The sequence below is a fragment of the Streptomyces sp. NPDC002640 genome (assembly GCF_053592575.1).
The window spans coordinates 35,195-49,384 of record NZ_JBSFVZ010000009.1 but is presented as its reverse complement, the minus strand read 5'-3'; the positions used below and the strand labels follow the sequence as shown (position 1 = coordinate 49,384).

The 14,190-nt window shown below is 74.3% G+C and carries 10 protein-coding genes; all 10 read left to right on the top strand.

Going from position 1 to position 14,190, the window contains the following annotated elements:
• Positions 1-90 precede the first annotated feature (90 nt).
• The 10 genes from ACWD3O_RS14235 to ACWD3O_RS14190 all read left to right on the top strand — a co-directional run bounded on the left by ACWD3O_RS14235 (position 91) and on the right by ACWD3O_RS14190 (position 14,099).
• Complete coding sequence (locus ACWD3O_RS14235) at positions 91-531, top strand: SRPBCC family protein (protein ID WP_451416039.1); 441 nt, start codon at positions 91-93, stop codon at positions 529-531.
• Positions 532-658: 127 nt separating this feature from the next.
• Positions 659-3,172 carry an MFS transporter gene (locus ACWD3O_RS14230; protein WP_451416038.1) on the top strand — a complete coding sequence of 838 codons (2,514 nt, stop codon included), beginning with the start codon at positions 659-661 and terminating at the stop codon, positions 3,170-3,172.
• A 256-nt stretch (positions 3,173-3,428) separates the two neighbouring features.
• Entirely contained in the window at positions 3,429-4,262 is an 834-nt protein-coding gene (locus ACWD3O_RS14225; RefSeq protein ID WP_451411313.1) for a M55 family metallopeptidase, read from the top strand.
• The gene (locus ACWD3O_RS14220) at positions 4,255-5,577 is read left to right on the top strand and encodes a M20/M25/M40 family metallo-hydrolase (RefSeq protein ID WP_451416037.1); all 1,323 of its coding nucleotides are present in this window, start codon (positions 4,255-4,257) and stop codon (positions 5,575-5,577) included. Before ACWD3O_RS14225 ends, ACWD3O_RS14220 begins: the two co-directional genes overlap by 8 nt.
• Positions 5,578-5,582: 5 nt before the next feature.
• A complete protein-coding gene (locus tag ACWD3O_RS14215) occupies positions 5,583-7,568 on the top strand; it encodes a dipeptidyl-peptidase 5 (RefSeq protein ID WP_451411311.1) in 1,986 nt (661 codons plus the stop codon).
• The gene (locus ACWD3O_RS14210; RefSeq protein ID WP_451411310.1) at positions 7,565-8,515 is read left to right on the top strand and encodes a S66 peptidase family protein; all 951 of its coding nucleotides are present in this window, start codon (positions 7,565-7,567) and stop codon (positions 8,513-8,515) included. Before ACWD3O_RS14215 ends, ACWD3O_RS14210 begins: the two co-directional genes overlap by 4 nt.
• A 99-nt stretch (positions 8,516-8,614) precedes the next feature.
• Positions 8,615-9,163 (top strand): GNAT family N-acetyltransferase, encoded by a 549-nt coding sequence (locus ACWD3O_RS14205; protein ID WP_451411309.1) that lies wholly within the window; start codon positions 8,615-8,617, stop codon positions 9,161-9,163.
• Positions 9,164-9,239: 76 nt separating this feature from the next.
• Positions 9,240-11,210 carry a DUF5107 domain-containing protein gene (locus ACWD3O_RS14200; RefSeq protein ID WP_451416036.1) on the top strand — a complete coding sequence of 657 codons (1,971 nt, stop codon included), beginning with the start codon at positions 9,240-9,242 and terminating at the stop codon, positions 11,208-11,210.
• A 514-nt stretch (positions 11,211-11,724) separates the two neighbouring features.
• Complete coding sequence (locus ACWD3O_RS14195) at positions 11,725-13,602, top strand: transketolase (protein WP_451411307.1); 1,878 nt, start codon at positions 11,725-11,727, stop codon at positions 13,600-13,602.
• A 167-nt stretch (positions 13,603-13,769) separates the two neighbouring features.
• Positions 13,770-14,099: a gas vesicle protein GvpO gene (locus tag ACWD3O_RS14190; RefSeq protein WP_451411306.1), complete on the top strand. Its 330-nt coding sequence runs from the start codon at positions 13,770-13,772 to the stop codon at positions 14,097-14,099.
• The last annotated feature ends 91 nt before the right edge of the window (positions 14,100-14,190 follow it).

Sequence of the window (14,190 nt, the reverse complement as noted above, 5' to 3'; positions counted from 1 at the left end):
TCGGGGCCGCCCGGTCCGCCGATTTGGCCGCCGTGGGCGGGGGTGGTTTGCTGGCGCCGGATCGGCCGGATCACGAGCTGGAGGAAGCACATGGCGCAGGTGGAGGCCACGACCGAACGGGTCGTCGCGGCGAACGCGCAGCGGGTGTACGCCGCTCTCGCGGACTACGAGGGCACCCGGGCGCGGCTGCTGCCCGAGCAGTACAGCGAGTACGAGGTGCGGGAGGGCGGCAAGGGCGCGGGCACCCTGGTGCACTGGAAGCTCCAGGCCACCAAGAAGCGGGTGCGGGACTGCCTGCTGGAGGTGACCGAGCCGACCGCCGGCGAGCTGACCGAGAAGGACCGCAACTCCTCCATGGTCACCACCTGGCGGGTCACCCCGGCCGGCGAGGACCGCGCGCGGGTCGTCGTCTCCAGCGTCTGGAACGGCGCCGGCGGCATCGGCGGCTTCTTCGAGAAGACCTTCGCCCCCAAGGGCCTGGCGCGGATCCACGACGCCGTGCTCGCGCGGCTCGCCTCCGAGGTGGAGTGACCCGAGCGCCCCGAAAGGTCAACAGCCGCCTGCCGAAGCCCCGTTGGCCTCACCGGTTCGAGTGACTTGCGTAACCGGAATCCTTTACTGCCGTTCGCCTGGTGACGTGCGACGAACGGGAGGGCAAGTGGGCGTGACGGGCGGGACCGCACTGCTGCGGGACGAGGCCGGGCCGCGCGACGGGGCCGGGGGGACGGCGCCGGACGGCGAGGACACCGTCCCGCTCCCCGCGGCCCGGCCGACCGCCGAGGACGCCCCGCGGCTCACCCCGCGGGGCGTCCGGCTGGTCTTCGGCGGCCTGATGCTGGCGCTGCTGCTAGCCGCGCTGGAACAGATGATCGTCGCCACCGCCCTGCCGAAGATCGTCGGCGACCTGCAGGGCATGGACAAGATGTCCTGGGCCATCACCGCCTACCTGCTGACCTCCACCGTGGTGCTCCCGGTCTACGGCAAGCTGGGCGACCTCTTCGGCCGCAAGGGCGTCTTCCTCTTCTCGATCGTTGTCTTCGTCATCGGCTCCGCCGCCTGCGGGCGGGCGGAGACCATGGACCAGCTGATCGCCTTCCGCGCGGTGCAGGGGATCGGCGCGGGCGGCCTGATGATCGGTGTGCAGGCGATCATCGCGGACATCGTCCCGTCCCGCGAGCGCGGCCGCTACATGGGCCTCATCGGCGCCTCCTTCGGCCTCGCCTCGGTGGCCGGACCGCTGCTCGGCGGATACTTCAGCGATCACCATTCGTGGCGCTGGTGCTTCTACTTCAACGTCCCGTTCGGCCTGGTCACGCTGGTCGTGGTCGCCGCCGTGCTCAAGCTGCCCAAGCCCGCCGTCCGCCCCCGGCTCGACGTCCTCGGCACGCTGCTGCTCGCCGCCGCCTCCACCTGCCTGGTGCTGCTGACGAGCTGGGGCGGCACCGAGTACGCCTGGGGCTCCCGCACCATCCTCGGACTGGCCGCCGGGGCCGCGGTCTGCTCCGCCCTCTTCGTGGTCGCCGAGCGGTTCGCGCCCGAACCGCTCATCCCGCTGCGGCTCTTCCGGGACTCCGTCTTCAACGTCACCGCGCTGGTCGGGCTGGTGGTCGGCATCGCGCTGTTCGGCGCGGCCAGCTACCTGCCCAGCTACCTCCAGATGGTCGACGGGGCCACCGCCACCGAGTCCGGCCTGCTGATGCTGCCCATGATGGGCGGGGTGGTCGGCGCGTCCATCGTCTCCGGACACCTCATCAGCCGCACCGGCCGCTACCGGATCTACCCCATCCTCGGCGGCGCGCTCTCCGCCGTCGGCATGTGGCTGCTGTCCCTGCTGGAGACGGGGACCGGGCGGGTCACCTACAGCGTCTGGATGTTCGTCCTGGGCACGGGCATCGGCCTGGTGATGCCGGTCCTCGTGCTCGCCGTGCAGAACTCGGTGCGCCCCGCCGACCTGGGCACCGCCACCAGCGCCAACAACTACTTCCGGCAGATCGGCGGCAGCGTCGGCGCCGCCGTCTTCGGCACCCTGTTCGCCGACCGCCTCACCGACGCCCTCGCCGACCGGCTGCCCGGCCTCCCCGGCGGCACCGCCACCGCCACGCACACCGAGTCCGTCAGCCCGGAACTGGTGCACTCGCTGCCCGCGCCGCAGCGCGACGCGTACATCGCCGCCTACGCGGAGGCCATGCCGCGGATCTTCCTCTACCTGGTGCCGGTCCTCGTGCTCGGCCTGATCATCGCCTTCTTCCTCAAGGAGAAACCCCTGGTGTCCCAGAACGTCCCCGCCGCAGACCCCCAGGACGCCGGAGCTCAGCCGGTGACCGCCCCGGCCGGCGCCGCCCCGTACGCGGCCTCCGCGCCGTTCACCGTCGAGGTGACCGCCTCGGTGCCCGGCGCCCGGGCCCCCTACGGCGGCGGCATCGCCGTCTGCGGCGCGGTCCGGCACGCCGACGGGACGGTGGTGCCGCGGGCCGCGCTCACCCTGATCGACGGCGTCGGGCAGCAGGTCGGGCGCGGAGCCAGCGGCGAGGACGGCCGGTACGCCCTGGCCACCCCGGGCCCCGGCTCCTACGTGCTGATCGCCGCCGCGGGCGGGCACCAGCCGCAGGCCGTGCAGGTCACCGTGGGGGAGCGGCCGGTCGAGATGGACGTGGTCCTCGGCGGCGCCGGTCGCCTCGCCGGGACCGTCACCACCGCCGACGGGACGCCGGTGCGGGACGCCACCGTCACCCTCACCAACGTCCACGGCGAGGTGGTCTCCGCCTCCCGCAGCGGCTACGACGGCGGCTACGTGATCAGTGACCTGGTGGCCGGCGAGTACACGCTGGCCGCCAGCGCCCACGCCTACCGGCCCACCGCCCTGCCGGTCACCGTCCAGGCCTCCCGGGAGACCCGGCAGGACATCGAGCTCGCGGGCGGCGCGGTGCTGCGCGGCGTGGTCCGGGGCGGCGGCGGGCGGCCCGTCGAGGACGCCCGGGTGACCCTGCTCGACGCCGCCGGCAACGTCGTGGACACCCTCACCACCGGGTCCGACGGCACCTTCCGCTTCGTCGACCTGTCCTCGGGCGAGTACACGGTGATCGCCGCCGGCTACCCGCCGGTCGCCACCGTGCTCCAGGTGGCCGGCGGCGGCCGAACCGAGCGGGACCTGCAGCTCGGCCACCAGGACTGAACCCGGACCGGACCGGACCGAACCCGGACCGAACCCGGACCGGAGCAGGGCTGACCCGGACGGGGCCGGGACCGGGCCGGGACCGGGGCCGCCGACCCGCCCCGGCCCGGGCGCGCTCGGCTCCGGCCCCGGCCCCGCCGCACCCCGCCCCGGCCCCCGGCCCCGCTCCCGGCACCGGGGGAAGATCGCGCCGCCGGACCCTGCGTCTACACTCACGTCCCATGCGTGCGTGTGACCGGCAGAAACGGAGCGACGGGTGAAGATCCTCATCAGCGCCGACATGGAGGGCGCGACCGGTGTCACCTGGCCGGCCGACGTACTACCGGGCACGCCCCAGTGGGAACGCTGCCGGCCCATGTTCACCTCCGACGTGCAGGCCGCGGCGCTCGGCTTCTTCGACGGCGGCGCCGACCAGGTCCTGGTGAACGAGGCCCACTGGAGCATGCGCAACCTGCTGCTCGAGCAGCTCGACGACCGCGTCGAGATGCTCACCGGCCGGCACAAGGCGCTCTCCATGGTCGAGGGCGTCCAGCACGGGGACGTCGACGGCATTGCCTTCATCGGGTACCACGGCGGGGCCGGCATGGAGGGCGTCCTCGCCCACACCTACCTCGCCAACCAGCTCACCGGCGTCTGGCTGAACGACGTCCGGGCGAGCGAAGGCCTGCTCAACGCCCATGTGGTGGCCGAGTACGGGGTACCGGTCATTCTGGTGACCGGCGACGACGTGGCCTGTGACGACGCCCTCGGGTACGCGCCCGAGGCGCGGAAGGTCGCGGTGAAGGACCACGTCTCGCGCTACGCGGCGGTGTGCCGCACACCCGGCCGCACCCACGCGGACATCCGGGCCGCCGCCGAGGACGCGGTGTCCCTGGCGGTCCGTCACGAGCCGGTGCAGGCGGGACCGCACACCGTCGCGGTGGAGTTCGACGCGGAACACCTGGCCGACGCGGCGACCGTCGTCCCGGGCGTGGGCCGTGTCGGAGAGCGCAAGGTCGCCTACACGGAAGCAACGATGTACGACGCAATCCGCACCTTCAAGGCGGTCACCACGATCGTCTCGGCCGCGGTGGAGGAAACGTATGGCTGACCAGCAGGCCCTCGAGGAGGTCGTGACCTTCGCGTCCGACCTGATCCGCATCGACACCACCAACCGGGGCGGCGGCGACTGCCGCGAGCGCCCCGCCGCCGAGTACGCGGCGGCCCGGCTCGCCGAGGCGGGCCTGGAACCCACCCTCCTGGAGCGCACCGAGGGACGCACCAACGTGGTCGCGCGCCTCGAGGGCACCAACCCCTCGGCCGACGCGCTCCTGGTCCACGGCCACCTCGACGTCGTGCCCGCCGAGGCCGACGACTGGACCGTGCACCCCTTCTCCGGGGAGATCCACGACGGCGTGCTCTGGGGCCGCGGCGCCGTGGACATGAAGAACATGGACGCGATGATCCTCTCGGTGATCCGCTCCTGGGCCCGCGAGGGCGTCCGGCCCCGCCGCGACATCGTCATCGCCTTCACCGCCGACGAGGAGGACAGCGCGATCGACGGCTCCGGCTTCCTCGTCGACCAGCACGCCGCGCTGTTCGAGGGCTGCACCGAGGGCGTCAGCGAGTCCGGCGCCTACACCTTCCACGACGGCTCCGGCGGCCGGATCTACCCCATCGGCGCCGGCGAACGCGGCACCGGCTGGCTGAAGCTGACCGCCCACGGGCGCGCCGGCCACGGCTCCAAGGTCAACCGCTCCAACGCCGTCACCCGCCTCACCGCCGCCGTCACCCGGCTCGGCGAGCACGCCTGGCCGCTGCACCTCACCCCGACCGTGCGCGCGGCCGTCACCGAACTGGCCGGGCTCTACGGCATCGACGCCTCCCGGTACGACCTCGACGACTCCGACCAGGTCGACGAACTGCTGGTGAAGATCGGCCCCGCCGCCGCCCTGGTCGAGCCGACCCTGCGCAACAGCACCAACCCGACCATGCTGGACGCCGGCTACAAGGTCAACGTGATCCCCGGCGAGGCCGGCGCCCACGTCGACGGACGTTTCCTGCCGGGCGGCGAGGACGACTTCGAGCGCACCCTCGACGAACTCACCGGCCCCGACGTCGACTGGGAGTACTACCACCGCGAGCAGGCCCTCCAGGCCCCGGTGGACTCCCCGACCTTCGCCAAGCTGCGCACCGCCGTCGAGGAGTTCGACCCCGGGGCGCGGACCGTGCCGTACTGCATGTCCGGCGGCACCGACGCCAAGCAGTTCGCCAAGCTCGGCGTCACCGGCTACGGGTTCGCCCCCGTCTGGCTGCCCGAGGGCTTCGCCTACCAGGCGCTCTTCCACGGAGTGGACGAGCGGGTTCCCGTCGAGGGGCTTCACTTCGGCGTCCGTGTGCTGGACCGTTTCCTGCGGACGGCCTGACAGAGATGGGGGACAAGGTGCGGAAACTGGCCTACGGGACGTGGCCCTCGCCGATCGGGGCGGCGCTCGCCGCCGACCACGACGGCGCCCCGCAGTACCCGGGCTTCGTCGGTGACGAGGTCTGGTGGACCGAGCCGCGGCCCGCCGAACAGGGCCGCCGCGCCCTGGTGCGCCGCCGCGCCGACGGCGCCGAGGAATCGGTGCTGCCCCCGCCGTGGAACGTGCGCAGCCGCGTCATGGAGTACGGCGGCCGCCCCTGGACCGGCACGGTCCGCGACGGCGGGCCGGTGATCGTCTTCGTGAACTTCGCCGACCAGCGGCTCTACCGCTACGAGCCGCAGGCCGGCGGCGAGCCGCAGCCGCTCACGCCGGTCTCCGCGGTCGGCGGCGGCCTGCGCTGGGCCGAGCCCGAGGTCCGCGAGGGCCGGGACGGCCGGGCCGAGGTCTGGTGCGTGCTGGAGGAGTTCACCGGTGACGGCCCCTCCGACCTGCGCCGGCTGCACGTGGCCGTGCCGCTGGACGGCAGCGCCGCCGAGGACCGCGCCGCCCTGCGGGAACTCTCCCGCCCCGACCACGACTTCGTCACCGGAGCCCGGGTCTCCCCGGACGGCTCCCGGGCCGCCTGGCTGGCCTGGGACCACCCGCGGATGCCGTGGGACGGCACCGAACTGCTGGTCGCCGACATCACCGACGACGGCGTCCTCGGCACGCCGCGCACGGTGGCCGGCGGCCCGGAGGAGTCCGTCGCCCAGGTCGAGTGGACCGGCGACGGCCGCCTGATGTGGAGCAGCGACCGCGACGGCTGGTGGAACCTCTACCGGGACGGCGAGCCCCTCTGCCCCCGCGAGGAGGAGTTCGGCGGCCCGCTGTGGACGCCCGGCAGCCGCTGGTTCGCGCCGCTCGACTGCGGCCTGGTCGCGGTCCTGCACGGGCTCGGCGCCCAGAAGCTCGGCGTCCTCGACCTGGAGAGCTGCGAGGTGGTGGACGCCGCCGGGCCCTGGACCGAGTTCGCCGGCGCGCTGGCCGTCCACGGCGACCGGGTCGTCTCGGTGGGCGCCGGCCCGAGGCGCTCCGTGGAGGTGGTCGAGCTGGACACCCGCCTGGGCAGCGCCCGGGTGATCGGCTCCGCCCACCGGGACACCGTCGACCCGGCCTACCTGCCGGAACCCGAGGCGCGGGTCTTCACCGCCGCCGACGGCCGGGAGGTGCACGCCCACGTGTACCCGCCGCACCACCCCGAGGTGACCGCACCGGACGGCGAGCTGCCGCCCTACGTGGTCTGGGCGCACGGCGGGCCCACCAGCCGGGTGCCGATGGTCCTCGACCTGGAGATCGCCTACTTCACCTCGCGCGGCATCGGCGTCGTCGAGGTCAACTACGGCGGCTCCACCGGCTACGGCCGCGCCTACCGCAACCGGCTGCGCGAGCAGTGGGGCGTGGTCGACGTCGAGGACTGCGCGGCCGTCGCCCTCGCCCTGGCCGACGAGGGCATCGCCGACCGCGGCCGGCTGGCGGTGCGCGGCGGCAGCGCGGGCGGCTGGACGACCGCGGCCTCGCTGGCCTTCACCGACGTCTACGCCTGCGGCACCATCATCTACCCGGTGCTGGACCTGACCGCCTTCGCCTCCGGGGAGACCCACGACTTCGAGTCCCGCTACCTGGAGTCGCTGGTCGGGCCGCTGGCCGAGGTGCCCGAGCGGTACCGGGAACGCTCGCCGAGCGAGAGCCCGGAGCGGATCGAGGTGCCGTTCGTGCTGCTCCAGGGGCTGGAGGACCCGATCTGCCCGCCCGCGGCGAGCGAGCGGTTCCTCGAGGGCGTCCGGTCCGCCGGGCGGGGTGTGCCGCACGCCTACCTCGCCTTCGAGGGCGAGGGCCACGGTTTCCGGCGCGCGGACACCATGATCAGGGCCCTGGAGGCCGAACTCTCCCTGTACGCGCAGGTGTTCGGCTTCGAGGCGCCGGGTGTCCCGGTGCTGGAACTCAGGAAGTGACTCAGGAAGCAGGGGAGAGGTTCGTGCGGGAGCTGACCAGGCCGAAGCGGCTGGCGCCCGGCGCCCGGGTGGCCGTCGTCGCGCCCAGCGGACCGGTGCCGGAGGAACGGGTCGAGGCCGGGCTGTCGTTGCTGCGCGGCTGGGGCCTCGATCCGGTGGTGATGCCCCATGTGCTCGGCCGCGACCCGCGGTTCGAGTACCTGGCCGCCACCGACGCCGACCGCGCCGCCGATCTGCAGGCCGCCTGGTGCGATCCCGCGGTGGACGCGGTGATCTGCGCCCGCGGCGGGTACGGCGTCCAGCGGATGGTCGACCTCCTCGACTGGTCCGCCCTGCGCGCGGCCGGACCCAAGGTGTTCGTCGGGTTCAGCGACATCACCGCGCTCCACGAGGCGTTCGCGACCCGCATGGGCCTGGTCACCCTGCACGGACCGATGGCCGGGGCGATCGACTTCCTGAAGAACGATCAGGCCAGGGAACACCTGCGCGCCACGCTGTTCGACCCGGAGTCGACGCGGGTGATCCAGGGCTCGGGCGGCGCCCTCGTCCCGGGGCGGGCCCGGGGCGTCACCCTCGGCGGCTGCGTCAGCCTGCTCGCCGCCGACCTGGGCACCCCGCACGCGCGGCCCGGGGCGCGCGGCGGACTGCTGATGCTGGAGGACGTCGACGAGGAGCGGTACCGGCTCGACCGGATCCTCACCCAGCTCCTGCGGGCAGGGTGGCTCGACGGGGTCGCCGGCGTCGTGCTCGGCTCCTGGCACAAGTGCGGGCCCTACGAGGAGCTGCGGGAGCTCTTCACCGACCGGCTGGGAGGACTGGGGGTCCCGATCGCCGAGGAGTTCGGCTTCGGCCACGACGCGGGCGCCCTCACCATCCCCTTCGGCGTCGCCGCGGAACTCGACACCGCCGCCCGCACCCTCACCCTCGACACCCCCGCCCTCCTGTAGCCCGGCCCGCCGGGAGGCGCGTCCGCCCGCCCCGGACCGCGCCGCCCCGGCCCGGCGGGGCGGACCGTTCCGGTGGGGCGCGCCGGTAGGGTGATCTTCATGGATGAGAGCTCCTACCTGGCCCGGACGGACAGGATCGGGTTGCGGCACTTCACGCTCGCCGACGAGGCGGAGTTCACCGCCCGGGCGCGTGAGAGCCGGGAGCTGCACCACCCGTGGCTGTTCCCGCCGGACACCCCCTCCACGTACCGGGCGTACGCGAAGCGCCTCATCGAGAGCCCCGACAAGGAGGGGTTCCTGATCTGCGACCTGACCGACGGCGGCGCCGTCGCCGGCTACGTGAACATCAACAACATCGTGCACGGCGCCTTCCGCAGCGGCGCCCTCGGGTACGGGGCCTTCGCGCACGCCGCCGGCCGCGGCCTGATGACCGAGGCGCTGGGTGCCCTCGTCCGGTACGCCTTCGCGCCGCCGCTGAACCTGCACCGGCTGGAGATCAATGTCCAGCCCGGCAACGCCCGTTCCGTCGCGCTCGCCCGCCGCGCCGGGTTCGCCCTGGAGGGCTTCTCCCCGCGCATGCTGTTCGTCGACGGCGCCTGGCGCGACCACGAACGCTGGGCGGTCACCGCGGAGATGATCCCGCGCTGACCCGACGGACCTGACCCGACGGACCTGACCCTACGGACCCCTGGCGCGATCGCCGTCCGGCCGCTTCCATGGTCGGGTGACGACCATCCGCCGTGAGGTGCTGACGCTGCCCGCCGCCGAGTTGGGCCCCGACAACCCCCTGCCGCCGCTGAAGCCGCTGGACGAGGTCCACCAGGTCGACGAGCGGGACCGCGAGGGCCTGCCGCGCGACATGGCCCGGCAGATGGGGTACGCCCCGCTCACCGGTCTGCTCCCCGAGCGCGTCCGCGACGGCTACGGCCGGCGCCGCGCGCCCCGGCCGGTGGACGCGATCGTGGTGGAGAACGACCGGCTGCGGGCGACCGTGCTGCCCGGCCTCGGCGGACGGATCGCCTCGCTGACGCACAAGCCGAGCGGGCGTGAACTGCTGTACGTGAACCCCGTGTTCCAGCCCGCCTGCTTCGCGCTGAACGGCGCCTGGTACTCCGGCGGCGTCGAGTGGAACATCGGCGCGACGGGGCACACCGCGCTCTCCTGCTCACCGGTGCACGCCGCCCGGGTGACCGCCCCGGACGGCGGGGTCATGCTGCGGCTGTGGGAGTGGGAACGGCTGCGGGACCTGCCGTTCCAGGTCGACCTGTGGCTGCCGGACGGCTCCGACTTCCTGTACGTGGGCGTGCGGATCCGCAACCCGCACGAGCGCCCCGTGCCCGCCTACTGGTGGTCGAACATCGCGGTCCCCGAGGAGCGCCGGGTGCTCGCGCCCGCCGAGTCGGCCTGGCACTTCGGCTACCACCGGAGGCTGCGGCGGGTGGGCGTGCCGTCCCACGAGGGCGTCGACCTGACCCGGCCGCTGGACGGCCTCTACCCCGCCGACTACTTCTACGACGTCCCGGACGGGCGCCGCCGGTGGATCGCCGCCCTCGACGAGGCGGGAGCGGGCCTGGTGCAGACGTCCACCGACGGCCTCCGCGGCCGCAAGCTGTTCGTCTGGGGCAGCGGCCCCGGCGGGCGGCGCTGGCAGGAGTGGCTGACCGAGCCCGGCACCGGCGGCTACTGCGAGATCCAGGCCGGGCTCGCCCGCACCCAGCTGGAGCACGTCAAGCTGGACGCGGAGAGCGAGGTCTCCTGGCTGGAGGCCTACGGCCCGCTGGAGGTCGATCCGGCCGCGGCGCACGGCGACGACTGGGCGGCGGCCCTCGGCGCCGCGGAGGAACGGCTGGAGACCGCGCTGCCCCGCGCCCGGGTCGAGGCCGCCTACGCCGCGTGGGCGCCGAGCGCCGACACCGAGCCGGGCGAGCGGCTGGCCACCGGCTCCGGGTGGGGCGCGCTGGAGGTGACGCGCGGAGGCTTCTCGCTGCCCGGCACCCCGTTCGGGTCCGAGACGCTGGGGGAGGAGCAACGGCCCTGGCTGGAGCTGCTGCGGCACGGCGCGCTGCCCGAGGAGGACCCGCAGGCGGGACCCCCGCACACCACGCTGGTCGCGCCGCACTGGCGGGACATGCTGGAGACCGCGGCCGCCACCGCCACCGCCGAGTACCACCTGGGCCTCGCCCAGTGGCACGCCGGCGACCGCGCCCAGGCCGTCCGCAGCTGGGAGCGGGGCCTGAAGCTGGAGCCGGGGCACTGGGCGCTCCTGCGCTGCACGGCGGTGGCGGACCAGGAGGAGGACCACCCCGAGCGGGCCGCGGACCGGTACGCCGAGGCGTTCGACGCGCTCTGCCGCACGGCCGGGGAGAGCGAGGCGCCGGGCCGGTGGGAGACCACCCTCGCCGCTCTCGGCCGGGAGGCGGCCGAGGCGCTGCTCGGAGTGGGCCGGGCGGACGCCGCCCGCACGGTCTGGGAGCGGCTCCCCGCCGCGGCGCGGCAGCGCGGACGGTTCCGGCTGCTGGAGGTGGAGCTGCTCCTCGCCGAGGGCCGCAGGCAGGCCGCCCGCGCCGTCTTCGAGGAGCGCTTCGAGGTCGCCGACCTGCGGGAGGGCTCGGAGACGCTCAGTCTCCTGTGGTCCGCCTGCACGGACGACCCGCTGCCGGCCCACTACGACTTCCGCATGCGCCCGCCGGAGTAGCCCCGACCGCGGTCACCCCGGCCGCGGTCACCCCGGCCATCGGCAGCCGGGCCGTGGACACCCGGGCGGTCGGCAGCCGGGCCGTGGTCAGCACGGGCCGTGGAGACCCAGCCGCGGGTACACCGGGCGTCGTCAGCCGAGGTCGCGGGCGCCCGGTCGTGGGCAGCCGGGGTCGTTCGCAGCCCGGCCGTGGGCAACCGGGCCGTGGGCAGCCGCGGCCGTGGACAACCGGGGCGTGGGCAGCCCGGCGGTGGGGACCCTGTGCGTGGGCAGTCAGGTCGTGGGAGCCCGTGCGTTGGCACCCCGGTCGTGGTCAGCCGGGTCGGTGGCACCCCCGGGCCTCGGCACCCCATGCGTTGGATACGCCCCGGCCGCCGGCACCGCAGGCGTCGGCAGCCGGGGCGTGGGCAACCCCGGCCGTGGGGACCCCGGGCGTCGGCAGCCCGGTCGTTTCGGTCACGGGGGCGGGGGGACGCGGATTGGGTCACGCGGAACGCCCGACCCGAGGGGATTCATGCACACCGACGACCGAGCTCCCGATCCCGCAGAACTCGCCCGCCTCGCCGAGCTGGGACAACAGCTGCGCGTGGACAGTGTGCGCGCCGCCGCGGCCGCCGGGTCGGGCCACCCGACCTCCTCGATGTCCGCGGCCGACCTGATGGCCGTCCTGCTCGCCCGCCACCTGCGCTACGACTTCGCCAACCCCGGCCACCCCGGCAACGACCGGTTCGTGCTATCCAAGGGGCACGCCTCGCCGCTGCTCTACGCGGCGTACAAGGCGGCCGGCGCCATCGACGACCAGGAACTGCTGACCTTCCGCAAGCAGGGCAGCCGTCTGGAGGGCCACCCCACGCCCCGCCGCCTGCCCTGGGTGGAGACCGCCACCGGCTCCCTCGGACAGGGCCTGCCGGTCGGCGTGGGCATCGCGCTGTCCGGCAAGCGGCTGGAGAAGGCCCCCTACCGGGTGTGGGTGCTCTGCGGGGACAGCGAGCTCGCCGAGGGCTCCGTCTGGGAGGCCGCCGAGCAGGCGTCCTTCGAGCACCTGGACAACCTCACCGCCATCGTCGACGTCAACCGGCTGGGCCAGCGCGGCGAGACCCGCCACGGCCACGACCTGGACGCCTACGCCCGCCGCTTCAAGGCCTTCGGCTGGCACACCGTCGAGGTGGACGGGCACGACGTGGAGGCGATCGAGCGGGCGCTGGGCGAGGCGAGCTCCACCGTCGGCCAGCCCGCGGTGGTGCTGGCCCGCACCCTCAAGGGCCGCGGCGTCCAGGCGGCCGAGGACAAGGAGGGCCTGCACGGCAAACCGCTCAAGGACGCCGAGGCGGCCGTCGCCGAACTGGGCGGCGAACGCGACCTCACCGTCCGCGTCGGCGCGCCGTGGGACGCCCCCGCCCGCCCCGCCGCGCACACCGCGGCGCCCGAGCTGCCGCGCTGGGACAAGGGCGAGGAGGTGGCCACCCGGGACGCCTACGGAGCGGCCCTCGCCGCCCTCGGCACCGCCCGGGGCGACGTGGTCGCCCTGGACGGCGAGGTCAGCGACTCCACCCGGGCCGAGGCGTTCGCCAAGGAGCACCCGGAGCGGTTCTTCGAGAGCTACATCGCCGAGCAGCAGATGGTGGCCTCCGCGGTCGGCCTCGCCGCGCGCGGCTGGGTGCCGTACGCCTCGTCGTTCGCGGCCTTCCTGAGCCGGGCGTACGACTTCGTGCGGATGGCCGCGGTCAGCGGCTCCGGCATCAACCTGGTCGGCTCGCACGCGGGCGTCGCCATCGGCCAGGACGGACCCTCCCAGATGGGGGTGGAGGACCTGGCGATGTTCCGGGCGGTGCACGACTCGACCGTGCTGTACCCGTGCGACGCCAACCAGACCGCCCGGCTGGTCGCCGCCATGGCCGACCTGACGGGCATCCGCTACCTGCGCACCTCGCGCGGCAAGGGCGCCGTGCTCTACGGGCCCGACGAGGAGTTCCCGGTCGGCGGCAGCAAGGTGCTGCGGTCCTCGCCGGACGACCGGCTCACCGTCGTCGCGGCCGGCATCACCGTGCACGAGGCGCTGCGGGCCGCGGACGAGCTGGCGGCCGCCGGGATCGCCGTGCGGGTGATCGACCTGTACTCGGTGAAGCCCGTGGACGAGGAGACCCTGCGCCGGGCCGCCGCCGAGACGGGGTGCCTGCTGACCGTGGAGGACCACCACGAGGAGGGCGGCATCGGCGACGCGGTCGCCTCGGCCTTCGGGGACGGCTCCCCGCTGCCCCGGCTGGTGCGCCTCGGCGTGCGCTCCATGCCCGGTTCCGCGAGCCCCGACGAGCAGCTGCGCGAGGCCGGCATCGACGCGCGCTCGATCGTCGCCTCGGCCCGCCTGCTGACCGAGCAGGGCATCCCCGGCTGAGACCGCCCCCGGTCCTCGCCACCGGGGTCCTCGACCCGCCCGCGGGGGACGGCTTGTGAAGAGCCGTCCCCCGCGTCGTCACGGGAGTCACGCAGACCCGGCCGGCCGGTGTGCATCGGGAGGTTTGCCGTCAGGGTCACCGGTCATCCGCACTCACAGAGGTGGCCATGACGAACACACCGAAGCAAGAGACGGAAACCGACAACACCGAGAAGAAGGAACCGGATCAGCGCCGTCCGCGCCCCACCGAGGTACTGCGTGAGGCACGGGCCCAGCTCGAGGAGCTGACGGGGATGGCCGCCGAGTCGGTGTCGTCCTTCGAAAAAACGGAGGACGGCTGGACGGTGGAGGTGGAGGTGCTCGAACTCGAGCGCGTCCCCGACACGATGAGCCTCCTGGCGACCTACCGGATCGAACTCGACCCGGAGGGCATGCTCACCGGCTACAAGCGCATCCGGCGCTACGAACGCGGACGTTCGGACAGCAGCCGCCGCTGACCCGGCGGTCCACGGCTGTGGACGTTCCGCCCGACTTCCCGTGACAGGGCAGCAGCCCGCCATGAGCGGGTCAGGCATGCCCGAACACAGT